General features: G+C 71.9%; 23 protein-coding genes. 5 read left to right on the plus strand and 18 right to left on the minus strand.

Translation table 11 applies throughout. The annotated features are described in order from the left end of the window. Positions 1–33 precede the first annotated feature (33 nt). The 13 genes from raiA to HFP48_RS17755 form a co-directional block, all read right to left on the minus strand. The gene (gene raiA, locus HFP48_RS17695; RefSeq protein ID WP_006942687.1) at positions 34–708 is read right to left on the minus strand and encodes a ribosome-associated translation inhibitor RaiA; all 675 of its coding nucleotides are present in this window, start codon (positions 706–708) and stop codon (positions 34–36) included. Positions 709–963: 255 nt separating this feature from the next. Beyond that, a complete protein-coding gene (locus tag HFP48_RS17700) occupies positions 964–1,611 on the minus strand; it encodes a ComF family protein (RefSeq protein ID WP_006942685.1) in 648 nt (215 codons plus the stop codon). 43 nt (positions 1,612–1,654) lie between these two features. Then, positions 1,655–3,427, minus strand: a complete 1,773-nt coding sequence (gene lpqB / locus HFP48_RS17705) for an MtrAB system accessory lipoprotein LpqB (RefSeq protein WP_006942676.1) — start codon at positions 3,425–3,427, stop codon at positions 1,655–1,657. After that, a complete protein-coding gene (mtrB, locus tag HFP48_RS17710) occupies positions 3,424–5,175 on the minus strand; it encodes an MtrAB system histidine kinase MtrB (protein WP_246872432.1) in 1,752 nt (583 codons plus the stop codon). Before mtrB ends, lpqB begins: the two co-directional genes overlap by 4 nt. After that, positions 5,172–5,858 (minus strand): MtrAB system response regulator MtrA, encoded by a 687-nt coding sequence (gene mtrA / locus HFP48_RS17715; RefSeq protein ID WP_029544612.1) that lies wholly within the window; start codon positions 5,856–5,858, stop codon positions 5,172–5,174. The genes mtrB and mtrA overlap by 4 nt, the downstream gene beginning before the upstream one ends. Then, entirely contained in the window at positions 5,855–6,520 is a 666-nt protein-coding gene (locus HFP48_RS17720; protein WP_029544615.1) for a dTMP kinase, read from the minus strand. Before HFP48_RS17720 ends, mtrA begins: the two co-directional genes overlap by 4 nt. Before the next feature lie 31 nt (positions 6,521–6,551). After that, the gene (gene ahcY / locus HFP48_RS17725; protein ID WP_006942661.1) at positions 6,552–8,039 is read right to left on the minus strand and encodes an adenosylhomocysteinase; all 1,488 of its coding nucleotides are present in this window, start codon (positions 8,037–8,039) and stop codon (positions 6,552–6,554) included. 58 nt (positions 8,040–8,097) lie between these two features. Further along, a complete protein-coding gene (locus HFP48_RS17730; RefSeq protein ID WP_029544617.1) occupies positions 8,098–8,760 on the minus strand; it encodes a TetR family transcriptional regulator in 663 nt (220 codons plus the stop codon). A gap of 46 nt (positions 8,761–8,806) precedes the next feature. After that, positions 8,807–10,291 carry an amino acid permease gene (locus HFP48_RS17735; RefSeq protein ID WP_168579812.1) on the minus strand — a complete coding sequence of 495 codons (1,485 nt, stop codon included), beginning with the start codon at positions 10,289–10,291 and terminating at the stop codon, positions 8,807–8,809. A 208-nt stretch (positions 10,292–10,499) separates the two neighbouring features. After that, positions 10,500–11,771, minus strand: coding sequence for a mannose-6-phosphate isomerase, class I (gene manA / locus HFP48_RS17740; RefSeq protein WP_050035464.1), 1,272 nt, complete (start codon positions 11,769–11,771; stop codon positions 10,500–10,502). Next, positions 11,771–12,856: a hypothetical protein gene (locus tag HFP48_RS17745; RefSeq protein WP_006942656.1), complete on the minus strand. Its 1,086-nt coding sequence runs from the start codon at positions 12,854–12,856 to the stop codon at positions 11,771–11,773. The genes manA and HFP48_RS17745 overlap by 1 nt, the downstream gene beginning before the upstream one ends. A gap of 82 nt (positions 12,857–12,938) precedes the next feature. After that, positions 12,939–14,306 (minus strand): phosphomannomutase/phosphoglucomutase, encoded by a 1,368-nt coding sequence (locus HFP48_RS17750; protein ID WP_168579813.1) that lies wholly within the window; start codon positions 14,304–14,306, stop codon positions 12,939–12,941. Between the two features lie 72 nt (positions 14,307–14,378). Then, positions 14,379–14,774 carry a DUF3499 domain-containing protein gene (locus tag HFP48_RS17755; protein ID WP_170914101.1) on the minus strand — a complete coding sequence of 132 codons (396 nt, stop codon included), beginning with the start codon at positions 14,772–14,774 and terminating at the stop codon, positions 14,379–14,381. An 88-nt stretch (positions 14,775–14,862) separates the two neighbouring features. On the opposite strand from HFP48_RS17755, the gene HFP48_RS17760 reads away from it, so the two are divergent. Continuing rightward, positions 14,863–15,357, plus strand: a complete 495-nt coding sequence (locus HFP48_RS17760; protein WP_037201001.1) for a metallopeptidase family protein — start codon at positions 14,863–14,865, stop codon at positions 15,355–15,357. Positions 15,358–15,362: 5 nt separating this feature from the next. On the opposite strand, the gene HFP48_RS17765 is transcribed toward HFP48_RS17760, so the two are convergent. Further along, entirely contained in the window at positions 15,363–15,626 is a 264-nt protein-coding gene (locus tag HFP48_RS17765) for a WhiB family transcriptional regulator (RefSeq protein WP_170914112.1), read from the minus strand. Positions 15,627–16,029: 403 nt separating this feature from the next. Here HFP48_RS17765 and cofD point away from each other — a divergent pair, with 403 nt between their 5' ends. Genes cofD through HFP48_RS17780 form a run of 3 tightly spaced genes read left to right on the plus strand, consistent with a single transcriptional unit; the run spans position 16,030 to position 19,035 of the window. Beyond that, positions 16,030–17,019: a 2-phospho-L-lactate transferase gene (gene cofD, locus HFP48_RS17770; protein ID WP_168579814.1), complete on the plus strand. Its 990-nt coding sequence runs from the start codon at positions 16,030–16,032 to the stop codon at positions 17,017–17,019. Positions 17,020–17,021: 2 nt separating this feature from the next. After that, positions 17,022–18,398: a coenzyme F420-0:L-glutamate ligase gene (locus HFP48_RS17775; protein WP_037201795.1), complete on the plus strand. Its 1,377-nt coding sequence runs from the start codon at positions 17,022–17,024 to the stop codon at positions 18,396–18,398. Position 18,399: 1 nt separating this feature from the next. Continuing rightward, complete coding sequence (locus HFP48_RS17780; protein ID WP_168579815.1) at positions 18,400–19,035, plus strand: NUDIX domain-containing protein; 636 nt, start codon at positions 18,400–18,402, stop codon at positions 19,033–19,035. Here the strand turns inward: HFP48_RS17780 and HFP48_RS17785 are convergent. The 4 genes from HFP48_RS17785 to rfbD are packed head-to-tail and all read right to left on the minus strand — an operon-like array spanning position 19,032 to position 22,689. After that, positions 19,032–19,787 carry an SGNH/GDSL hydrolase family protein gene (locus HFP48_RS17785; protein WP_168579816.1) on the minus strand — a complete coding sequence of 252 codons (756 nt, stop codon included), beginning with the start codon at positions 19,785–19,787 and terminating at the stop codon, positions 19,032–19,034. The two genes, HFP48_RS17780 and HFP48_RS17785, sit on opposite strands and share 4 nt — an antisense overlap. Positions 19,788–19,804: 17 nt before the next feature. After that, positions 19,805–20,890: an NDP-sugar synthase gene (locus HFP48_RS17790; RefSeq protein WP_006942634.1), complete on the minus strand. Its 1,086-nt coding sequence runs from the start codon at positions 20,888–20,890 to the stop codon at positions 19,805–19,807. Continuing rightward, positions 20,887–21,792, minus strand: a complete 906-nt coding sequence (locus HFP48_RS17795) for a glycosyltransferase family 2 protein (protein ID WP_029544622.1) — start codon at positions 21,790–21,792, stop codon at positions 20,887–20,889. The genes HFP48_RS17790 and HFP48_RS17795 overlap by 4 nt, the downstream gene beginning before the upstream one ends. A 36-nt stretch (positions 21,793–21,828) precedes the next feature. Continuing rightward, positions 21,829–22,689, minus strand: coding sequence for a dTDP-4-dehydrorhamnose reductase (gene rfbD / locus HFP48_RS17800; protein WP_029544624.1), 861 nt, complete (start codon positions 22,687–22,689; stop codon positions 21,829–21,831). A gap of 284 nt (positions 22,690–22,973) precedes the next feature. Here rfbD and HFP48_RS17805 point away from each other — a divergent pair, with 284 nt between their 5' ends. After that, on the plus strand, positions 22,974–24,449 hold the full coding sequence (locus HFP48_RS17805) for an LCP family protein (protein WP_168580598.1): 1,476 nt from the start codon (positions 22,974–22,976) through the stop codon (positions 24,447–24,449). Positions 24,450–24,451 lie beyond the last annotated feature (2 nt).

Genomic DNA, 24,451 nt, shown 5'->3' on the forward strand with positions numbered 1-24,451 from the left:
CGCGCGAGGCGCCGCCGCTCCGCGGTGCGGTCGTCACACCAGCCGGATCAATCCGTAGTCGAACGCGTGCCGGCGGTAGACGACCGAGGGACTGTCGGTCTCCTTGTCGTGGAACAGGTAGAAGTCGTGCCCCACCAGCTCCATCTCGTACAGCGCGTCGTCGACGGTCATCGGCTCGGCCGTGTGCTCCTTCGTGCGCACGATCCGGCCCGGACCTGTGGGCTCGGGCTCGTGCTGTTCCAGCGAGATCTCCGGTGAGATGCCGAGGGAGTCGTCCTTGGCGAGTTGCGCGGTGGCCTCGGCGACCGAGACGGGGGTCTTCTCCCCGTGGTGCACCTTGCGGCGGTCCTTCGTGCGACGCAACCGCGACTCCAGCTTGTCCGTCACGGACTCGAAGGCGGCGTAGAAACTGTCCGCGGACGCCTCCGCGCGCACCACCGGTCCCTTGGCCCGAGCGGTGATCTCGACTCTCTGACAACTCTTCAGCTGCCGGCGATTGCGCTCGTGCTGCAACTCCACATCGAACAGGAAGATCGTCGGGTCGAAACGTTCGAGCCGAGCGAGCTTCTCGGACACGTAGACCCGGAAGTGATCCGGGACCTCGACGTTGCGCCCCTTGACGACGATGTCGGCGCGGGGACCGTTGGACTCCGCAGTACCGGCTTCGGCCTCTGCAGCGGGAACCTTGGACTTCGAAGGGATCGTCACTCGTACCTCCCGAGTACGGCCGGCGCAGCTCGCGCGCCGGCATGATCGACGAGCGCGAAACGCGCTCCGCCCGACACGACGGTCAGGGGCGTTTTGCGCCCGCTACCTGTGTTTTCGGGTCTGAGGGCGACGGTAGTACGGAACGGCGGGGAGTGCCACCGTTCCGTCGAATTTCACGCCGTGGTCACCTCGTGGCAGGACCGATGTCCCCTTTCTCGCGGACCCACGTCCCGCGGCGCAGGGCCCTCCGGCTCGCTACGCGGCGGCGATCACCAGCACCCCGCACGGGCGATGGCCCGCGGCCCGCAGGACCCGCACCGACTCCGCCGCGGTGGCGCCGGTGGTGACGACGTCGTCGACGAGCAGCACCGCCGCCCCGGGCGGCGGACCCGCCGCCGTCCGGATCCGCACCCGGCCGGCCAGGTTGCGCTGCCGCTGGGCGGCCGACAGCCCCACCGAATCCCGGACGCCGCGCCCGGTGCCGAGGAGGCCGCAGACCTCGAGCCGCCGGTCGTGGCCGGCGGCCACGCGCGCCGCGCGCGTCACCGGGTCGCCGCCGCGTGACCGCGCCGCCCGCGCCCTCGTCGGGGCGGGCACCACGACGACGGGTCCGGCGGGCAGCTCACCCCAGCGCCGCAACCGCGACACGGCGGTCGCCAGCGCGAGGCCGAGCGGGACGGCCAGATCGCGCCGGCCGTGTTCCTTGGCCGCGATCACCGCGCGACGGCGGGCGCCGCGGTACGGCCCCAGCGCCCACACCGGCACGCCGGGATCGACCCGGGGCCGGACCCGTGCAGGCACGTCCGCCAGTTCCCGGGCACAGCGCCGGCACCAGCCGACGCCGGCGAGTCCGCAACCGCCGCACTCGACGGGCAGCACCAGATCCAGCAGCGAGGTCAGCACCGCGCCAGTGTGGCCGCCGGCCCCGACATCCCGCGCCGGACCGTCAGCCCGGCAGGACGGGGACCGCCTGCAGCCCGGTCAGGCCGGGTACCTCGCGCCAGTACCGGTCGCCGGCCGGATCGGCGTTGTTCAGCTGGAACACCGCCCGCGAGTCGGCCACGAACTCCGAGGTCGTCGACGCCTCGACGGCGACCACGGGCGGGGTGAGGTTCCGGCTCGGCAGGGCGTCCATGCGGGAGCCGTCCACCGCGACCTGCACGACGGGCACGTCGGAGGCGGACCGTGCCACCACCACGGTGTCCGGGGTGCTCCAGTCCAGCGACAACGCCGGGCTGCCGAGGCCGATGGCGATCTCCCGCGGCGTCGTGAGCGAGAACTCGCCGTTCGACTTCTGCACGACCACCGCGACGTACACGCGGCCGTCCACGATCATCGCCGCGCGCACGCCGTCGCGGGAAAGCCGCAGATCGCTGATCACGTTGCCCACGGCCCGCACGGAGCCGGCGTCGACGGGGAGGACGGTGACCCGGCCGGTGCCCGGCTCGCGCACCACGCGCACCACGTTCGTGCCGTTGACCACGGCCCACACGGAGTTGTCGTCGAGCGCCCACGTCGGCCGCGTGATCGATTCGCCCTGCAGGGCACGTGCCGCCGTCCCGTCGCGGTAGGGGCCGATCAGCAGCTCGGCGGTGGCTTCGGGGGCGGGACGCCCGGTGTCTGCGACGGCGGCCGCGAGCTCGCCGTCGTGCGACAGCGCGACCGAGCGCAGGTTCGTCGCGGCGCCGAAGGCCCCGGGCACCGGAGTCACCCCGGTCTCGGCGACACTGACCAGCCCGCCGCCCCGCAGGGCGTGGAGGCCGATGGTGGCGCTCGAGGTGGCCAGCGGGTTCATCGACGCCACGTCCGCGGTGGTCCAGCCGTTCGGGAACCGCTCGTCCAGCGGCTGACCGTCCGCGAGCAGCACGTAGGGCCCGGTGATCTCGGCGTTGGCGAGGGTCCAGATCACCTGTGCCGCCAGCATCTCGCGGCTCTCCTTGCCCAGGGGCTTCAACCCCAGGAAGTCGATCCGGACGCCCCCGAGACCGACACCGACCTGGGTCGTGCGGCCGTCGGCCTTGGTGATCGGCCCCCGCACGGACACCCCGGAGCCGAGTTCCGTGCGCACGGCCGGTGCCAGGGCCGCCTTCGGGCCCTCGATGAGCAGGTCGATCAGCTGTGCCGCGGTCTGGTCCTGGGTCGCGGCGATCCAGCGGGGGTCGGGCACGACCGTGCGCCCGGACGGGTCGACGAAGTACAGCGAGCGTCGCTGGTAGCCGTTGAGGAACTGCGGGCGGTCCATGACGACGCCCGGTCCCATCTCGTCGATGCGCCACTCGCCGCCCGTGAGCACGAGCGTGATCCTGGTTTCGAACGGTCCCTCGTCGGCGCGGTAGACCCCGCCCTCCTCCAGGTGCCCGACCCGGTTGGCGCGGATGACGTACGTCGCGCGCTCGGCGCTGCGCGACTCCGGCAGCACGTCGACCTTGTCCACGATCGTCGCGCTGGCGGCGTCGTCCCACCCGGCCGACATGTCGGCGGTGAGGAACTGCCGGGCCGCGAGGTGGCGGTTCGCCGGGTCGGTGCTGGCGCGCAGGAAGTCGCGCAGGAGCAGGTCCGGTTCCCGGCCCGGTGCCGGCGGGGGGACCGAGGTGGTGGTGGGCTCACGGGCGATGGTGCCGACCGCCTGCGGCGACGACGAGTCCGGCAGGCTGGCACACCCCGACACGGCGACGGTCAGGCCGAGCATCGCCGTGAGGATCGTCTTCGTGCCCCTCATGTGGCGGCTCCTTCGGGCGGGACCGGCACGTGCGCCGAATCCGCGGCCGTCCCGGCGTCGTCGCCGGTCCCGGCATCCGCCGACTCCGCCTCGGCCGGCGCGGCCGCTCCCGGCAGCGGGCGGCCCTGGACCGCACGGACCGTGCTGGGAACGAGCGGCAGCGGACTGCGGCCGACCTTGCGTCCCCGTTCCCGCGGGAGGGTCAGCCGGAAGCAGGACCCCTGGCCGGGCTCGCCCCACGCCTCGAGCTTGCCGTTGTGGAGGTTGGCGTCCTCGACGCTGATCGCCAGGCCGAGACCGGTTCCGCCGGACCGCCGGACCCGCGACGGGTCCGAGCGCCAGAACCGGTTGAAGACGAGTTTCTCCTCGCCCGGACGCAGGCCGACGCCCTGGTCCCGGACGATGAAGGCGGCGGCGTTGTCGTCGGCGCGCAGGCGCAACAGGATGGGTTTTCCCTCCCCGTGGTCGATGGCGTTGGCGAGCAGGTTCCGCAGGATGCGCTCGACGCGGCGCGGATCCACCTCGGCGGTGACGGGTTCGCCGGGCAGGTCGACGATCAGCTCGGTCCCGCTCTCGCGGGCGAGGTGCCGGACGGTGGAGACCGCGGCACGGGCGCACATCCGCAGGTCGAGCTGCTCGGCCGCGAGCTCGGCGACGCCGGCGTCGTGACGGCTGATCTCGAGCAGATCGCCCAGCAGGCTCTCGAACCGGTCGAGCTCGGTGACGAGCAGCTCCGAGGCCCGCTTCAGGGACGGGTCGAGTTCGTCGCTGCCGTCGTGGATCAGGTCGGCGGCCATCCGCACCGTCGTCAGCGGGGTCCGCAGCTCGTGACTGACGTCCGAGGTGAACCGCTTCTGCAGGTTGCCGAACTCCTCGAGCTGCGTGATCTGCCGCGACAGGCTTTCGGCCATCTCGTTGAAGGACATGGCCAGGCGCGCCATGTCGTCCTCACCGCGCACCGGCATGCGTTCCTTGAGGCGGCCGTCGGCGAACCGGACCGCGATGCGCGACGCCGAGCGGATCGGCAGCACGACCTGGCGCGCGACGATCATCGAGATCGCGGCGAGCAGCACGAGCAGCACGCCGGCGCCGACGAGCAGCGTGCCCCGCACCAGCGACAGCGTGTTCTCCTCGCCCGCCAGCGGGAACACCAGGTACAGCTCGAGGGTGGAGATGTCCGACGCCGTCGGGGTGCCCACGATCAGGGCCGGGCCGGAGTAACCGTCCGGATCCGACACGGTCGCGAACTGGTAGGAGATCTGGCCCTTCTGCACGAAGGCGCGCAGGTTCTCGGGGATCTGGTCGGCAGGACCGCTCGACGTCGGGGCGCGCGGTCCGTCGCCCGGCACGATCAGCACCGGGTCGAAGGTGCCCGCGACGCCGGTGTCCTGGCCGGCGTCGCTGCCGCGGTTGGTCAATGCCGCGGCGGCCCCGTCGAGCCGTACCTGCAGCGAACCGGAGTCGTCGGCGCCGGCGAGCTGGCCCTCGACGAGTGCGCGGGAGCGCTCGACCTCCTCGGTGGCGGCGTTGATCTTCACCTCGAGCAGCCGCTCGGTGATCTGGCTGGTGAGCACGACACCGAGGACGAGCATCACGATCAGCGACAGCGACAGGGTCGAGACCACGACCCGGAGCTGCAACGATCGCCGCCACGTGTGGGCGAGCCGGTTGCTCACCGCACGTGACCACCTCAGCAGCGGCAGGGTCCTCCTCGTGACCCGCCGCCGCAGTCGGTACCCACCGATCACGGCGGTCCGGCCTTGTAGCCGACGCCACGCACCGTCAGCACCACCTCGGGATTCTCGGGATCCTTCTCGACCTTCGCGCGCAACCGCTGCACATGGACGTTCACCAGGCGGGTGTCGGCCGCGTGCCGGTAGCCCCAGACCTGCTCGAGCAGCACCTCACGGGTGAACACCTGCCGCGGCTTGCGCGCGAGCGCCACCAGCAGATCGAACTCGAGCGGCGTGAGAGAGATCAGTTCGTCCCCGCGGCTGACCTTGTGGGCGGGAACGTCGATGGCGATGTCGCCGATGGAGAGCACCTCGGCCGGTTCCTGCTCGGTGCGACGCAGCCGCGCCCGGACCCGGGCCACGAGTTCCTTGGGCTTGAACGGCTTGACGATGTAGTCGTCGGCGCCGGATTCGAGCCCGAGCACCACGTCCACGGTGTCCGACTTGGCGGTGAGCATCACGATGGGCACGCCCGAGTCGGCCCGCAGCACCCGGCACACGTCGATGCCGTTCATGCCCGGGAGCATGAGGTCGAGCAGGACGAGGTCGGGCCGGATCTCCCGGACCGCGTTCAGCGCCTGCGAACCGTCACCCACCACGTACGGCTCGAATCCCTCGCCCCGCAGGACGATCGTGAGCATCTCGGCGAGCGCGGTGTCGTCGTCGACAACCAGAATCCTCGGCTTCATGGCTTCTATCGTGTCACTCCTCGACCGTGGTGAAGCTGATTTGAGATCTCGGCGGCGAGTTGTCGCGGATCGGCGTCGGGTCCGGCAACCCGCCACGGCGACATCCACTGTCGGCGTGCGAGGTCGTCGTACACCTGCCCGGTCCGGGCCTGCAGACCCGAGTCCCGTTCGTACGCGTCCCGATCGCGGGCCGTGTCGGCAGCGGCGCGACTGCGGGCCCGCTGCGCAGCCAGTTCCACGGGCACCCGCAGCAGCAGCTGCAGATCCGGTACGGGCAGCGCGAACCGATCGAACTCGAGCTCGCGGACCCATTCCACCGACGGCCCCGAGCCGTCCTCGTGGTGCCGCGCGGCGGTGTAGGCGGCGTTGGACGCGACATACCGGTCGAGCAGCACGATGTCGTTGTCCGCCAGGAGCTTCCGCAACTCGTCGGCGGCGTCGCGCCGATCGAGGGCCCACAGCAGGGCCATCGCCTCGATGCTCGAGGCCGCGTCACCGTGCCGGCCCCGCAGGGCCTCGGCACCGAGGTCGGCGTGCACCGACACGCCGTAGCGCGGAAACGCGAGCGTCGCGACGACGAATCCCGCAGCGCGCCAAGCCTCGACGAGGCCCGCGGACAGTGTCCGCTTGCCGGCCCCGTCGAGCCCCTCCACGACGATCAACGCGCCCATCGGCGGTGTCCTGCGATCCTCGCTACCGTGCTCAGTACCGGTAGTGCTCGGGCTTGTACGGGCCCTCCACGTCGACCCCGATGTACTCGGCCTGGTCCTTGGACAGCTTGGTGAGCTCGCCGCCGAGGGCCTCGACGTGGATGCGGGCGACCTTCTCGTCCAGGTGCTTGGGCAGGCGGTAGACCTCGTTGTCGTACTCGTCCGGCTTGGTCCACAGCTCGATCTGGGCGATCACCTGGTTGGCGAACGAATTGCTCATCACGAACGACGGATGGCCCGTGGCGTTGCCGAGGTTGAGCAGCCGGCCCTCGGACAGCACGAGGATGGAATGCCCGTCGGCGAAACGGAACTCGTCGACCTGCGGCTTGATGTTGATGCGGGTGACGTCCGCCGCCCGCTCGAGGCCGGCCATGTCGATCTCGTTGTCGAAGTGGCCGATGTTGCCCAGGATCGCCTGGTGCTTCATGCGGCGCATGTGGTCGAAGGTGATGATGTCCTTGTTGCCGGTCGCGGTGATCACGATGTCGGCCTGCTCGATGAAGCCCTCGACCGTGACGACATCGAAGCCGTCCATCAGCGCCTGCAGCGCGTTGATCGGGTCGATCTCGGTGACGGACACGCGCGCACCCTGCCCGCGCAGCGCCTCCGCGCAGCCCTTGCCGACGTCCCCGTAGCCGCACACCAGGGCGGCCTTGCCGCCGATGAGCACGTCGGTACCGCGGTTGATGCCGTCGAGCAGCGAGTGCCGGGTGCCGTACTTGTTGTCGAACTTGCTCTTGGTGACCGAGTCGTTGACGTTGATCGCGGGGAACGCCAGGTCGCCGCCGGCCGAGAGCTGGTACAGCCGCAGCACACCGGTGGTGGTCTCCTCGGTGACGCCGCGCACCGACTCGGCGATCGCCGTCCACTTCTTCGCGTCCTGCGCGAGGGACTCGCGCAGCAGCGCCAGGAACACCCGGTACTCGGCGGAGTCGTGCTCCTCGTCCACCGGCGGCACCACACCCGCCTTCTCGAACTGCGCGCCCTTGAGCACCAGCATGGTGGCGTCACCGCCGTCGTCGAGGATCATGTTGGCCGGCCGCGGTGTCCCGTCGGCGGCGGCGGGCCAGGTGAGCATCTGCTCGGCAGCCCACCAGTACTCCTCGAGGGTCTCGCCCTTCCACGCGAACACCGGCACACCGCGCGGGGCCTCCACGGTGCCGTGCGGGCCGACGACGACCGCAGCGGCGGCATGGTCCTGGGTCGAGAAGATGTTGCACGAGGCCCAGCGCACCTCGGCGCCGAGCGCGACGAGCGTCTCGATCAGCACGGCCGTCTGGACGGTCATGTGCAGCGAGCCGGAGATCCGCGCGCCCTTCAGCGGCAGCACCTCCGCGTACTCGCGGCGCAGCGCCATCAGGCCGGGCATCTCGTGCTCGGCCAGCCGGATCTCCTTGCGGCCGAATTCGGCGAGGGACAGATCGGCGACCTTGAAGTCGATCCCATTCAGCTGGTCGGCCACGAGCTTGGTGTCGGACACGTGAGAATGCCTCTCCTGTTGTCAGTCGGTTCTGCCAACAGGCTATACAACTCGCTGCTCAGTCGTGCCGGGCGGAGCGATCGATGAACGGCCCGAGCAGCTCCGCCAGGTCCGCGGCGACGTCCCGGTCGGACTCGGGCGGCATGGAGATGTAGCTCATCGCGATGCGCACGATCGCGCGGCCCAGGATGCCCGCATCCGACGCGGACGCCTGGACCCAGCTGCGCTGGAAGGTCTCCGACAGCCGGGCGGAGGCCCGCTCGATGAGCGGCGCCGAATCGGTGGTGATCAACCGCAACAGGTCGGGCTTGGCCTCGCCGCGCAGCAGCGACTGGATCAGCGGGTCGGCGCTGCTCTCGACGAAGAACGACGTGAACCCCTCGACGAGGGCGTCGCGCGCCTGCCCCACATGGCTGTAGATCGCGTCGTCGACGGCGTCGACGAACTGATCGACCAGGCGCAGGGCATACGCCTGGGCCAGGCCCTGCCGCGAGGCGAACTCGTTGTAGAGCGTCTGCCGGCTCACACCGGCGCCCCGGGCGACGTCCGTCATGGTGACGGCGGACCAGTCGCGGGCGGTGAGCAGGTCCCGCATGGCATCGAGCACCGAGTTGCGCAGCAGCATCCGGCTGGCCTCGTGGAACGGTACGCGTTGCCGGTCCTCGGGTTCCCCGGCTCGCGGGGGCTCCCCGGCGGGGGACGATTCGTGCACGATCGACATGCCGCGACGTTTTCACGCGGGGCGGGTCCCGTCAACACGAATGGAGCTAGCGGCGCGGCGCCGCCGGTTCCGCCAGTACCGAGTGCCGGCGACTGTAGGTGAAGTAGACGACCACGCCGATCACCATCCACACCACGAACCGCAACCACGTCTCCACCGACAGGTTGGCCATCAGCCACGCGCACGCGAGTACCGCGAGAATCGGCACGAGCGGCACCGCGGGCACCCGGAATCCGCGCTCGAGATCCGGACGGGTCCGGCGCAGCACGATCACCCCGATCGAAACCAGGACGAACGCGAAGAGCGTCCCGATGTTGACCATCTCCTCGAGGGTGCCGAGCGGAATGAGACCGGCGAGGACGGCAACCACGACCGTCACCAGCACGGTCGTCCGCACCGGGGTACCGTGCCGGCCGGTGTGCGACAACCGTCGCGGGACGAGGCCGTCGCGTGCCATCGCGAACAGCACCCGGGTCTGGCCCAGCATCAGGACCATCACGACGGTGGTCAGGCCGGCGAGGGCACCGACCGAGATGAGGTTCTTGGCCCAGTCCATCCCGTTCAGCGCGAACGCCGTCGCGAGCGTCGACTCGTCTCCGGCCAGTTCCTTGTAGTTCACCATCCCGGTGAGGACGAGGCTCACCGCCACGTACAGCACGGTGACGATCGCGAGGGAGCCCAGGATCCCGATGGGCACGGCCCGCTGGGGATGCCGCGTCTCCTCCGCGGTGGTGGCGACCACGTCGAACCCGATGAATGCGAAGAACACCAGGCTCGCCGCGGCGAGCAGGCCGTACCACCCGAACGTGCTGCCCCCGGCCCCGGTGAGGAACGAGAACAGCGACTGCCGCAGGCCCTCACCGGTCGAGGCAGATTCCGACGGCGGGACGTACGGGGTGTAGTTGTCGGTGTCGATGTAGAAGACGCCGAGCGCGACAACGAACAGGACGACGGCGATCTTGATCGAGGTGATCACCAGCGACACGCGCGAGGAGAGCTTCGTGCCTGTGGCTACGAGTACGCCGATCACCACGACGATCAGGATCGCACCCCAGTCCACCTTCACGGGCCCGAGAGAAGCCACCGGCGACAGGCCGCCGAGCACCTCGCCGAGATACAGCGACCAGCCCTTGCCGACCACGGCGGCGGCGAGAGCGAACTCGAGGATGAGGTCCCAGCCGATGATCCATGCGACGAACTCGCCGAACGTCGCGAAGGAGAAGGTGTAGGCGCTCCCGGCGACGGGCACGGTCGACGCGAACTCGGCGTAGCACAGCGCCGCGAGCGCGCAGGCCACAGCCGCGAGCACGAACGCGAGGGACACGGACGGGCCGGCGACGTTCCCGGCCGTCCGGGCCGTGAGGGTGAAGATGCCGGCGCCGATGACGACGGCCACGCCGAACACGATCAGGTCCCACGCTGTGAGGTCCTTGCGCAGACGGGAATCCGGTTCGTCGGTGTCGAGGATGGATCGCTCCACCGACTTGGTCCGGAACAGTCCGCTGCGGGATACGCCGCCGGTCTCGGTCATCGGGCACTCCCCTTTCTCCGGAGCGGAAGTACCCGGAGTGGCGCCTTCCCACGCCTAAGCCACAGGGGTACGGAACAGGTCGGGCTCGAGGTGGATCAGCCGAACGGCGGGGACGACGGCCCCGACCCGGGCATCGGGTCGTCGATCGCGGACAACGAGCCGAGGGAGAACAGCACCCCCTCATCGATCGGAAACGAGCGTGTTTCTGCTAGTCGACGGGAGCGCCGGTGTCCGCCAACCGCGCGCGGAACAGTTGCGCCGGCTCGCCGGCCGCCCGCACCGTGACGGCCGGGTCGGAGGCCGACAGCCACACCGCCTGGCCGGCCGACAGCTGCAGGCTCCGCCCACCGCATTCCACCCCGGCCACCCCGGCGGTGCACAACAGGATCTGCGGGCCGCACGGCGGCAGGGTGACGGCGTCCGGTGCGGCATCGGAGCCGGCGGCGACGTCGACGCGTGACAGCGCGAACTCCGGGGCCGGAGTCCGGTAGCGCACCTCGCCCGGCCCGGACGGCTCCGGTTCGAGGATCGGCACATCCACGGGACGGAAATCGAGCACCCGCAGCAACTCCGGCACGTCGACGTGTTTCGGCGTGAGGCCGCCGCGCAGCACGTTGTCCGAATTGGCCATGATCTCCACGGCCATGCCGTGCAGGTACGCGTGCAGGTTCCCGGCGGCGAGGAACAGGCCCTGTCCCGGCTCGAGGGTGATCCGGTTGAGCAGTACCGCAGCGAGCACCCCCGCGTCGCCCGGGTAGAACTCGGCCAGCTGCAGCACGGTCCGCACCTCCTCGGCGAACGAGGCCGTGCCGTTGCCGTTGTGCGTCGCCAGGTACGTCACGCAGCCGTCGAGCACCCGCGGCAGCAACGCCGACAGCACCGACTGCGGCAGGGTGATCCAGATGGTGAACAGCGCCCGCAGGCCGTCCGAGTCGGGCTGCCCGGCGAGCAACCCGATGTACGGGTCGAGCTCGGGAACCTCGAGGGCGCCGAGCAGCTCGACGGTGCGGTGCGGATCCCGGAAACCGGCGAGCGCCTCGAAGCGGGTGAGCGCGACGACGAGTTCGGGCTTGTGGCTCGCATCGCGGTAGTTCCGCACCGGCGACTCGAGGGGCAGGCCCGCGGCCTCCTCCCGGGCGAAGCCCTCGGCGGCCTGTTCGGCGCTCGGATGGGCCTGCAACGACAGTGGCTCCTCGGCGGCGAGCAACTTGAGCAGGAACGGCAGCCGGGGTCCGAACCGGCTCAGTGTCGCCGGCCCCAGATGCCCGCCCGGATCGGCCTCGAGCACGTCGAGCAGCGATGCGCTCCCGCCCGGGCTGTCGCCGTTGGCGCTCACCACGCGCGCCGGGTCCGCGGGATGCGCACCGAGCCACAGTTCCGCCTCCGGATGTGCGGACGGCACGGTACGGCCGCACAGCGCCGCGATCGCGGTGCGCGAACCCCAGGCATACGAACGCAGCGCACCTTCGAGTCGGAGCACTAGCAACCACCGACCAACCGCAGATAGGCCGCGGCCATCTCGAATCGCACGGCCAGCACCGCCACCTGCTCCGGCACCGGCGGCACCGCCTTCGCCTCGAACTCCCCCACCACCGATACCAACTCCATGTCCGGCAGCGCTGCCGCGCGCCGCTCCGCCTGCCGCCGATCCTCCTCCACGCTCAGCACGAACACCCGCGCCGGGGGTGCGGGCACCGGCCCGTCGAGCTGTTCGTCGTGGAAGAACGGATCGTAGGGTTCCCCGCTCGCCGGCGGCCTCGCGATGAGCCGGTCCCGGGCGGCGAGGACGTCCGACAACGCCGACGCCGACGCGATCACCCCGGCCACCTGCAACAGGGACTCCCCGGCGTGCCGGGCCAGCGCGGCCGTCACCGCGGAGTCGCCGGCCAGCGCCACCCGACGCGACTGGATGCGGGCCGCGAGCGCCTTCGCCGGGTTGTGGAACACCTCGCTGCCCGGCTGGTCGCGACCGGCCTCCGCGTCCGCCGAATCGGCGAGGTCGGCCAGCGGGGGAACCGCGCCCGCCGTGCGGGTGGCCTCCATCGCGACCACCACCGCGAGGAACACGGCGAGGTGCCGCAGGAGTGAGTACGCCACCGGCACCCGGATCCGCGGGGGCAGCAGCGTCGCACGGCCGGCGGTCGCCGCCCGGATCGGCCCCTCGTCCGGGGCGTCGACGACGACCTCGGCCCCGCGCCGCAGGGCCGCGGCGACCGACTCGGCGAGCTGCGGGTCGCCCGCGTCGTCGCCCGCGACGACGACGACGTCGAGCGGGCCGACCCACGGCGGCGTGACGGGGGCCGTGACCAGCGGCACGGCCGAGCGGGCCGCAAGCATCGCGACGACCAGCTCGCCCGCGCGCGCGGCGCGCGCGTCGCCGCACACGAGCACCACGCTGCGGGGGTGCAGGCCGTGCAGGCGGTCGAGGATCTGCTCGTCGACGGCCGCGGCGGTGGCCCGGATCTGGGCCCCACCGAGCGCGGCGAACCGCAGGATCCCGTCGACGTCCGCGTCGATCAGGGCGTCCGTGTCGTCCAAGTCGAGGAACGAAGAGGGAGCCGTCATGGCTGCGCCACCATCCTTCCGACTCGAACCGTCCCGGCGCCGGGCCCCGGGAACTCGATTATCCCCGCCACGGATACTTCCGTCACGCGCGCACGATTGCCAGGATTTCCCTCACCAGCGCGTCGACCTGTTCGGCGGTGCGGGCCTCGACGTTGAGCCGCAGCAGCGGCTCGGTGTTGGAGGCGCGCAGGTTGAACCAGGCGCCGTCGGCGAGGTCGACGGTGACGCCGTCGAGCCGGTCGACCGATTCGGCACGAGCGCCGAATGCCTCGAGCACGGCGGCGGTGCGCCCCGCGGCGTCGGCGACGGTGGAGTTGATCTCCCCGGACGCCGCGTACCGGTCGTAACCGGCCATCAGCTCGGACAGCGGCCGGTCCTGCCCGGCGAGCGCGGCGAGCACGTGCAGCGCGGCGAGCATGCCCGAGTCCGCGCCCCAGAAGTCGCGGAAGTAGTAGTGCGCGGAGTGCTCCCCCCCGAACACGGCCCCGGTCTCGGCCATCTGCTGCTTGATGAACGAGTGCCCGACGCGGGTGCGGACGGGCTTGCCGCCGAGTTCGGCGACCAGTTCCGGCACGGCGCGCGAGGTGATGAGGTTGTGGATGATCGTCGACCCGGGTTCCTTGGCGAGTTCCCGCGCGGCCACCAGCGCGGTGACCGCCGACGGAGTGACCGGCTCGCCGCGCTCGTCGACGACGAAGCAGCGGTCGGCGTCGCCGTCGAAGGCGAGTCCGAGGTCGGCACCGGATTCGCGCACGAGCTTCTGCAGGTCCACCAGGTTGGCGGGATCGAGCGGGTTGGCCTCGTGGTTGGGGAAGGTGCCGTCGAGTTCGAAGTACAGCGGCACGAGGTCGATCGGGAGCGCGCCGAACACCGCCGGCACCGTGTGCCCGCCCATGCCGTTGCCGGCGTCGACGGCGACCTTCAGCGGACGCATCGCCGACAGTTCCACCCGCGAGCGGACGAACGCGGCGTAGTCGGCGAGCACGTCCCGTTCGGAGACGGTGCCGGGGGCGCCGTCGAAGTCCGGGACGCCGGCGACGAGTTCGGCGGCGATGGTGGCGAGGCCGGTCTCCTGCCCGACCGGCTTCGCCCCGGCCCGGCACAGCTTGATGCCGTTGTAGCGCGCCGGGTTGTGGCTCGCGGTGAACATGGCGCCGGGGGCCTCGAGGATGCCGGAGGCGAAGTACAGCTGGTCGGTGGAGGCGAGTCCGATGTGCACGACGTCGAGTCCCTGGGCGGTGACGCCGGCGGCGAAGGCCTGCGACAGCTGCGGGGACGATTCGCGCATGTCGTGGCCGATCACGATGCGGGTGGCGCCGCCGTCGCGCATCAGGCGAGCGAAGGAGGCTCCGACATCACGGACGAACCCCGCATCGAGCTGTTCTCCCACCACGCCACGCACGTCGTATGCCTTGACCACGGCGGACACGGACTCGGCAGATCTCGCCACTGTTGCTGCTCCTGATCGTCGACTGGCACCGCCGCCTCCGCGGCGGGGCACGGTCAGCCTAGTGGGCGACGATCAGGACGTGGGATCGGGCAACACGCGCAGGTGGCCACGGCGGCCGGTGCGGGCCGTGGGCGGCGCGGCCAGCGCCGTGGGGACACCGGAATCGGTGTCGTCGGAGTCGGTTCGGGCACGCTCGCCGAGACCGGCCTCACGCACCGCCTCGGCCAGGGCGGTCAGGTCGTCCTCGTCCGGAGTGCCGGTGGTGAAGGCACCCTCGTACCGGACCAGCTCCCACCCCTTCGGCGCGGTGATCCGCGAGCCGTGCGATTCGCACAGATCCCACGAGTGCGGCTCGGCGACCGTCGCCAGCGGACCGACGACCGCGGTGGAGTCCGAGTACACGTAGGTCAGCGTCGCAACAGCAGGGTTCTTGCACCCAGGCCGGCAGCATCGACGCAGTGATCTCACAGTCGGAGAGTAGCGCGCCGTCCGCCCGGGGACTATCCGGACACACCGGAGAACCCGGTACGGATTTTCGTGTCGTACTGTCCAGAGCATGCACCGATCGCGCCGTTCCCGCCCCGTGACGTCCCGCTCGGTCGCGCGACGCGGCCGCGGCGTGCGCGGGCCGTTGTTCCCGCACGAGTTGCCGGCGTGGCGCTCACGGGCGGAGAAGTTCGACCTGCTCGTGCTGGGGGCGTTCGCCCCGATCGACGCGCAGTGGCACGACCGGCTGACCAAGCTCGATATCGCCGTCGACGAGGTGCCCAAGATCCGCGCCCTCGACCCCGACTCGGTGAACTGGCCGTCGGAGGTGGTCGCGGACGGTCCGGTGCCGCTGTCGCGACTCGTGCCCGCGGGGATCGACCGCCGCGGCGCCGCGACGCGGGCCCGGATCGTGCTCTTCCGCCGCCCGCTCGAACTGCGGGCGAAGGATCCCGAGGATCTCACCGATCTGGTCCACGACGTGCTCGTGCACCAGGTCGCCACCTACCTCGGCGTGGAACCCGAGGTCATCGACCCCGAGCTCGGCGGCTTCGACGAGGACTGACGTCCTCAGACGATGCCGCGCTTGAGGCGCCGGCGCTCCCGCTCCGACAGACCGCCCCAGATGCCGAAGCGCTCGTCGTTGGCCAGCGCGTATTCGAGACACTCGTCCCGGACCTCGCAGCCCAAGCAGATCCGCTTCGCCTCCCGGGTCGATCCGCCCTTCTCGGGGAAGAACGCCTCGGGATCCGTCTGCGCGCACAGCGCGCGTTCCTGCCACTGTTCGTCGCCACCGTCGGACGGGTCGCCGAAACCATCGATCAGGCTGAGCACGGGTCGCGCGGGCGCGTCCCCCCCGATGCCGTCGATGTCGTCCCGAACGTCCTCGCCTGCAGTGTCGATGCCTGCAGTGTCGATCCGAGAGCTCTCGAACCATTCGCGCTCGTCGGCCATCGTTCGCCTCCTCACCTGCAGCGCTGCAACTCTCGTCGAAACCGGCCCACTCCGCGCCATCCCCGGTCGAACATGCGTTCGAATGCAGTTCACCACAACCGATCTCGGCCCCGGTTCACTGGAAATGACACTTATGTGATTAGACACGTGGGGCGTGTCGCGGTCAAGCCGAGCGGCGCCGCTGCCTTACCATCCGGGGTTCTCCACCGTGCCGGTGCGCACCCGCCGCCCGGGCGCGCAGGCACCCCGGCAGCCCACCCGGCGCACCGCCTAGGCTTGCCCTGTGAACGTGACTGTATTGGTCGGCGGCGTCGGAGGTGCGCGTTTTCTCACCGGCGTGCGCCGGCTCCTCGGCATCGAACCCGGCCGCGACCTCGACCCCGACGCCGCACACCGGGTCACCGCGATCGTCAACATCGGCGACGACGTCTGGATGCACGGGCTGCGGATCTGCCCCGACCTGGACACGTGCATGTACACCCTCGGCGGCGGGATCGACACCGAACGCGGATGGGGCCGGGCCGACGAGACCTGGCACGCGAAGGAGGAGCTGGCGGCCTACGGCGCCACACCCGACTGGTTCGGTCTCGGCGACCGCGACATCGCGACCCACCTGCTGCGCACCCAGTTGCTGAGCGCCGGATACCCGCTCTCGGCCGTGACCGAGGCCCTGTGCGACCGGTGGAAGCCCGGCGTCACCCTGCTCCCGGTCTCCGACGACCGCAGCGAGACCCACGTGGTCATCACCGATCCGGCCGACGGCGAGCAGCGCGCCGTGCACTTCGAGGAATGGTGGGTCCGGCACCGCGCGCAGGTCCCCACGCACAGCTTCGCGCACATCGGCGCCGAGAAGGCCGCCCCCGCTCCCGGAGTGCTCGCGGCGATCGAATCGGCGGACGTGGTGATCCTCGCCCCGTCGAACCCGGTGGTGAGCATCGGCGCGCTCCTCGCGATCCCCGGCCTGCGCGGCGCGCTGCGCACCACGTCCGCGAAGATCGTCGGCCTCTCGCCGGTGATCGACGGAAAGCCGTTGCGCGGCATGGCCGATGCCTGCCTCGACGTGATCGGCGTCGAGTCGACCGCCCAGGGCGTCGGGCGGCACTACGGCGCCCGCAGCGGCGCGGGCCTGCTCGACGGGTGGCTGATCCACGCCACTGACACCGCCGATGTGCCCGGCGTCGAGGTGCGCAGCGTGCCGCTGCTCATGACCGATCCGGACGCGACAGCCGAGATGGCTCGCGCCGCATTAGAACTGGCAGGAGTGACCCCGTGACCATGCCCACCGACACGGCCACCGGGACCGCCGCCGGAGTGCGCGACCACTCCCCCGGACGGCCGATCGAGATCCTCCCGGTGCCGGGCCTGCCCGAGTTCCGGCCCGGCGACGACCTCGCCGCCGCAGTGGCCACCGCCGCACCCTGGCTCGCCGACGGGGACGTCCTCGTCGTCACCAGCAAGGTCTTCTCCAAGGTCGAGGGCCGCATCGTCGACGCCCCCACCGATCCCGAGGCCCGCGACACGCTCCGGCGCCGCCTCGTCGACCAGGAGGCCGTACGCGTGCTCGCCCGCAAGGGCCGCACCCTCATCACCGAGAACCGGCTCGGGATCGTGCAGGCAGCCTCCGGGATCGACGGCTCCAACGTCGCCGCGTCCGAGCTCGCCCTGCTGCCCGAGGACCCGGACGCGAGCGCCGCGGCGCTGCGGGAGCGCCTGGGGACCCTGCTCGGCGTGACGGTCGCGGTGGTCGTCACCGACACGATGGGCCGGGCCTGGCGCGTCGGCCAGACCGACGCCGCGATCGGTGCGGCCGGGATCCCGGTCCTGCACGAATATGCCGGATCCCGGGACGCGCAGGGCAACGAGCTGTTCGTCACCTCCGTCGCCGTCGCCGACGAGATCGCCGCCGCGGGCGACCTCGTCAAGGGCAAGCTGGGCGGGGTACCGGTCGCGGTGGTCCGCGGTCTCGACCTGCCCGACAACGGTTCCACCGCACAGGAACTGATCCGCGGCGGGGAGGACGACCTGTTCTGGCTCGGCACCGCCGAGGCACTCGAGCAGGGCCGCCGTGAGGCGCTGCTGTTGCGCCGGTCGGTGCGCGAATTCTCCTCGGAACCGGTCGATCCCGAGGATCTGCGGGACGCGGTCGCCGAGGCGCTCACCGCTCCGGCGCCGCACCACACCCACCCGGTGCGGTTCGTCTGGGTCCGCACCGAGCAGGTCCGCCGGCGGCTGCTCGACCGCATGCGCGAACGCTGGGCCGCCGACCTCGCCGGCGACGGGCTCGACCCGGCGGCGATCGACCGCCGGGTCGGCCGCGGCGCCATCCTCTACGGCGCCCCCGAAATGGTGATCCCGTTCTGGGTTCCCGACGGCGCACACAGCTACCCCGACGCCCGCCGCACCGCTGCCGAGGCCACGATGTTCACCGTCGCCGCCGGCGCTGCCGTGCAGGGGTTGCTGGTCTCGCTCGCCGTGCGCGGGCTCGGCAGCTGCTGGATCGGGTCGACGATCTTCGCCCCGGACGTCGTGCGGCGTGAACTCGGCCTGCCCGGGGACTGGTCGCCGCTCGGCGCGATCGCGGTCGGGCACCCCCTCGAGCCGGCGACGCCGCGCGTCGCCCCCGCGGCCGGCGACCTGCTGCTGGAGCTTTGAGGTGACCGCGTCCACGCTGCACGCCTCGGCCGTCGACCGGCTGCAGAACTGGCGGACCGACTCGGTGGATGCGGAGTCGCTGCGGCACACCATGCTCGCGTTCCTCGACGCCGCGCCCGAGGGGTGCCTCCGCAGGCACGTGCCCGGGCACGTCACGGCGTCGTCGCTCGTGCTCGACGCCGACCGCCGGCACGTGCTGCTCACCCTGCATCCCCGGGTGGGGCGGTGGATCCAGCTCGGCGGGCACTGCGAGGAATCCGACGAGACGGTCGTCGGGGCGGCGCTGCGGGAGGCGACCGAGGAGTCCGGCATCGAGAACCTGGTCATCGATCCGGAACTGCTCTCGGCGCACACCCATCCGATCACCTGCTCGCTGGGCCGCCCGACCCGGCACCTGGACCTGCGGTTCCTCGTCGTCGCGCCGCCCGGGGCCGTGCCCGTCCGCAGCGCGGAATCGACCGACCTGCGCTGGTGGCCGGTCGACGCGCTGCCGCCGGAGGCCGAGCACGACACCCTCGGGCACCTGCTCGGCCTCGCCGCCGTACGCACCGGGGCGGGCCCCGCCGTACGCACCGGGGCGGGCCCCGCCGTGCGCACCGGGGCGGGCCCCGCCGTGCGCACCGGGGCGGGCCGTTAGACCGGCTGCAGCGTGGGGCGTTTCGGTTCGATGCCGTCGCCCGAGGAGGTGCCGCGCAGGCGCCGCCCGACCCAGGGAATCAGGAATTCGCGTGCCCACCGGCGGTCCTCGGCCCGCTTCGCCGCCGAGACCACCGGCGCGGCATCGAATTCGGCCGGGGTGAGCGTGTGCGACACACCGAGGAGATCGAGCACGCGGATCGCCATGTTCCGGTGCCCGGCCGGCGACATGTGGAGCCGGTCGAAATCCCACATCCGCAGGTCGCGGTACTCGTCGAACCGCCAGAAGTCGACGATCGCCGCACCGTGGCGGTCGGCGATCGCCCGGACCAGCTCGTTGTAGACGGCCCAGCGGCCGCGCAGCACCCCGAACACCGGCGCCCAGCTGCCGTCGTAGGCCGTCCACACGAGCACTCGCGCACCCGTGGCGGCAAGCTTGCCGATCGCGTCGTCGTACTCGGCCGCCAACGCGTCGAGGTCAAGCTTCGGGCGCATGAGGTTGTTGCCACCGGCGTAGATCGTCACCAGGTCGGGTCGCATCGCGATCGCCGCGTCGAGCTGCTCGTCGAGGATCGGGCGCAGCAGCCGTCCGCGCACGGCGAGGTTCGCATACCCGAACCCGGGGTGGTCGCGGGCGAGCTCCTCGGCGACGAGGTCCGCCCAGCCACGCAACCCGTTGGGCCGGGCCGGATCCGGGTCCCCGACGCCTTCGGTGAACGAATCACCCAGCGCCACATACCGTTCGAACTTCATTCGTGGACCCCCCGTGCTCACACGTCGGTGCTGAAACGGATCCCCCCGTCGGGGATCTGCACACCGGGCCAGACCCGGGCGCCGCGCAGCAGCTCGCAGCGCGCCCCGATGTCGGCGCCGTCGCCGATCACCCCGTCGCGGATCAGGGCGCGGGGACCGACCCGGACCCCGAATCCGATGATGGACCGCTCGATCACCGCACCGGCCTCCACCCTCGCGCCGTCGAAGATCACCGCGCCGTCCAGGCGTGCGCCGGCGCCGATCTCGGCGCCGCGGCCGACGACGGTGCCGCCGATCAGCAGGGCACCGGGCGCGACGGAGGCACCGGGATGGACGAGGGATTCGCCGCGCTGCCCACCGAGCGCGGGCGACGGTGCGATGCCGCGCACCAGGTCTGCCGAGCCGCGCACGAAGTCCTCCGGCGTGCCCATGTCCCGCCAGTAGGCGGCGTCGACGTGCCCGTACACGCGCTTGCCCTCCGCCAGCAGGGACGGAAAGACCTCACGTTCCACGGAGACCGGACGACCCTCGGGGATCGACTCGATGATCTCGCGCTTGAAGACGTAACAGCCGGCGTTGATCTGGTCCGTCGGCGGATCCTGCGTCTTCTCCAGGAACGCGGTGACCCGGCCCTCCTCGTCGGTGGGCACGCACCCGAACGCGCGGGGGTCGCCCACGCGCACCAGGTGCAGCGTCACGTCGGCGTCGGTGCGCAGGTGCGTGTCGAGCACCGCACCGAGATCCGTGCCGCCGAGGACGTCACCGTTGAAGACCATGACGTTGTCGGCGCGCAGCCTGGGCAGCACGTTGCGGATGCCGCCGCCGGTGCCCAGCGGCTCCGCCTCGGTGACGTACTCGATCTCGAGACCCAGTTCCGAGCCGTCACCGAAGTAGTCCTCGAACACCTCCGCCTTGAAGGATGTTCCGAGCACCACGTGCTTGATGCCGGCCGCACGGATGCGCGTGAGCAGGTGCGTCAGGAACGGCACGCCGGCGGTGGGCAGCATCGGCTTCGGCGCGGACAGGGTCAGCGGCCGCAGCCGGGTCCCCTGCCCGCCCACCAGGATCACCGCATCGGTGTGCGGCGCAGCATCGTTCGTCATCGTGTCCCCTGTTCCGTGGTGTTGCCCGCCTCGGCCGCCCGCGCCCGTTCGCGTGCCGCCGCGGCCACCGACATCCTCGACCGGGCGGCGAGCCCGGCCCGCAGCGCCCACCGCAGCGGCGCCTGCCACGGATGCGGGTGCCGGTCCGCCTGGAACCGGTACGCGCTGTCGTGGTGGGCCGGCAGCATGAGTTCGGGATGCCGTCCTGCGGCGTGCCCCTTCGCGTGGGTGACCTCTGCCGAGGGCACGTACACGTTGAGCCAGCCCGCCCGGCCGAACCGGTCGCCGAGATCGACGTCCTCCATGTACATGAAGTAGCGCGAGTCGAAGCCGTCGACCGCGTCGAACGCCGCCCGCCGCACCAGCAGGCACGACCCGGACAGCCAACCCACGGGGCGTTCGGAAACGGTCTCGTTCTCCTGCCGGTACCGCTGCGTCCACGGGTTCTTCGGCCACACCGTGCCGAGCAGCGCGTGCCCGGCGCCGGAGACCAGCCCGGGCACCGAGCGCGCCGACGGATAGACGGTGCCGTCGGGTTCGTAGATCAGCGGGCCGAGGGACGCCGCGCGCGGCCAGCGACGCGCCGCCTCGAGCAGCCGGTCCAGCGACCCGGGTCCCCAGCGCACATCGGGATTGGCGACGACGACGAACTCCTCCGCCGGATCGACCTCCGCGACGGCCCGGTTGACGGCCCCGCCGTAGCCGATGTTGCCGCCGGTGTGCAGCAGCCGCACGTTCGGGTGCCGGGCCGCGGCGTCTTCGGGGGCGCCGTCGGTGGACCCGTTGTCCGCCAGGATCACACGGGTGGGCAGGTTCGTCGCGCCGGTCAGCGAGGTCAGGAAGTGCTCCAGATGCTCACCGGGCGAGTAGGTCACCGTCACCACGGTCAGCTTCGAACTCACGCCGTCACCTTAGCCGCCGGGCGCGGTCCCGCCGAATCACGCCCTGGCCCGCAGGGCGCCGATCGCGGCGTGCAGCGCGGGCCGCCACGGCCGGAGCGGCGTCAGCCCGGCCGCCGCCCACGCGCTGCCGTCGAGGACGGAGTACGCCGGGCGGGGCGCGGGCCGCACGAACTCGTCGCTGCCGCAGGGCTGCACGCGGCCCGGGTCGGCGCCCGCCTCGGCGAACACCGCACGGGCGAGGTCGAACCAGCTGGCCTGCCCGGAGTTCGTCGCGTGCAGGACCCCGCCGGGCACCGCACCGGCGCGGGTGGCGAGTTCGAGGAGTCCGTCGGCGAGATCGGCGGCGTAGGTGGGGCAGCCGACCTGATCGTCGACGACGCGCACGGTGTCGCGTTCGCGTTCGAGCCGCAGCATCGTCGCGACGAAGTCGTTGCCCTCGCCGGTGTAGAGCCACGCGGTGCGCACCACGTGGGCGGTCGGCAACCGGTCGAGCACCGCGCGCTCCCCCGCGAGCTTGGTCCGGCCGTAGACGGTCCGGGGCCCGGTCGGATCGCCGACCCGGTACGGGCGGTCCCCGTCGCCGGCGAACACGTAGTCGGTGGACACGTGGATCAGGTGCGCTCCGGCGGCGGCGCACGCGGCGGCCAGATGGGCCGGTCCCCACTCGTTGACCGCGGCGGCGTCCTCCACATGGGTCTCGGCCGCGTCGACGGCGGTGTAGGCGGCGCAGTTGAGCACGACGGCGCCCGGTTCGACGAGCGCGGCGACGGCATCCGGATCGGTGATGTCCGCCTCCTCCGCGCCGACGCCCCGGATCGGGAGGCCGGCCGCGGCGCCGCGGGTGAGCAGGTGACGGCCCAGCTGTCCGCGGGCTCCGGTGACGAGAACGGTCTGCACGGGCACGAGTCTGGCACGCCGGGGCGGCTGTCACCCGGTAGCCGGCACGGCTGTCACCCGGTAGCCGGCGCGGCTGTCACCCGGTAGCCGTCGCGGCTGTCACCCGGTAGCCGTCGCGGCTGTCACCCGGTACGAGCCGGGCACGCCGCGGCGGGTGCCACAAGGGCCGCGGTCTCGGCAGTAGCCTGGGTGCGACCGCCGACGCCCGACGAGAGGACCGCCAGGTGCCGCCAGAGCCGCCCACACGCCGAGTGCCGGCGCGCGACGCGGGGGGAGGATCGGGGATCTTCCGCGGCCGGCCGCTGCGGATCGCCGTCAGCGTCGCCGCGGCGCTCACCCTGGTCGTCACCGGCGTCGCATGGCGCGGCATCGATTCGCTGCGCTCGTCGCTCGCCACGGTGGGCGGGCTCACCCTGGGCGACGGCCGGGACGGCGCCCTCGACATCCTCCTGGTGGGCACCGACAGCCGCACCGACGCGCACGGCAATCCGCTGTCCCAGCGCGAACTCGACGCGCTGCGGGCCGGCGAGGAAGTGGCCAACAACACCGACACGATCATCCTGGTCCGGGTGCCGCTCGACGGCACCTCGGCCACCGCCATCTCCATCCCGCGCGACACCTACGTCGAGGTGCCCGACATCGGGATGTCGAAGATCAACGCCGCGTTCGGCGCCACCAAGGAGACCGAGCGGCTGCGGCTCGTCGAGGCCGGCGAGTCCGATGCGGCCGCCGAGAAGGCGGCCACGCAGGCGGGCCGGGAGGCACTGGTCGAGTCGGTCGCCGACCTGACCGGCGTCACCGTCGACCACTACGCCGAGGTCGGCCTGCTCGGGTTCGTGCTGCTCACCGATGCCGTCGGCGGCGTCGACGTGTGCCTGAACAACCCCGTCGACGAGCCGCTGTCCGGGGCGAACTTCCCCGCCGGCGAGCAGACCCTCGACGGCGCGGACGCCCTGAGCTTCGTCCGGCAGCGCCACGACCTGCCGCGCGGCGACCTGGACCGAATCGTGCGCCAGCAGGTGTTCATGGCCTCACTCGTACAGAAGGTGCTCAGCGCGAAGACGCTGAGCAACCCGTCCAAGCTGAACCAGCTCAGCGCGGCCGTGCAGAGGTCGGTGGTCCTGGACTCCGACTGGGACATCCTCGACCTGGCGACCCGGATGCAGGACCTCGCCGGCGGCGCCGTGCAGTTCTCCACGATCCCCGTCCAGGACCTCAACGCGATGACCGACTACGGCGAATCGGTGGTTCAGGTGGATCCGGAGGAGGTGCGCCGCTTCGTCGCCGACCTCGTCGATCCCGGCTCCGGCGACGACGGGTCGCAGCCGACGACGAGCGCGGCACCGGAGGTCGATGCCGGCACGATCACGGTGGACGTCGCCAACGCCGGTGGTGTCGGCGGCCTGGCCTCCCGCGTCGCGGCCGTGCTCGTCGGCGACGGCTTCATCGAGGGCGGCGTCGGCAACCACACCGGCCGCGCGGTGGACGAGTCGACGGTCTTCGCCGCCGACCCCGAGTCCGACCAGGCGCGTGCCGTCGCGGAGGCGCTCGGCGGCCTGGCTACCGCCGCCGACCCGTCGCTCGACGCCGACACGGTGCGGGTGGTGCTCACCGCGGACTACGCGGGGCCGGGCACGGATGCGAACGTCACCTCCGTGGCCTCCGGATCGGATCTCGTGAGCGCCGGGGCCACCCCGACGTCCGTCCCGGCCGCCCCGCCGATCGACGCCGGCTCCGCCGGCCCCCGCTGCGTGAACTGAGG

The sequence above is a fragment of the Rhodococcus sp. DMU1 genome (genome assembly GCF_012272955.1).
GTDB classification, from domain to species: domain Bacteria; phylum Actinomycetota; class Actinomycetes; order Mycobacteriales; family Mycobacteriaceae; genus Rhodococcus; species Rhodococcus aetherivorans.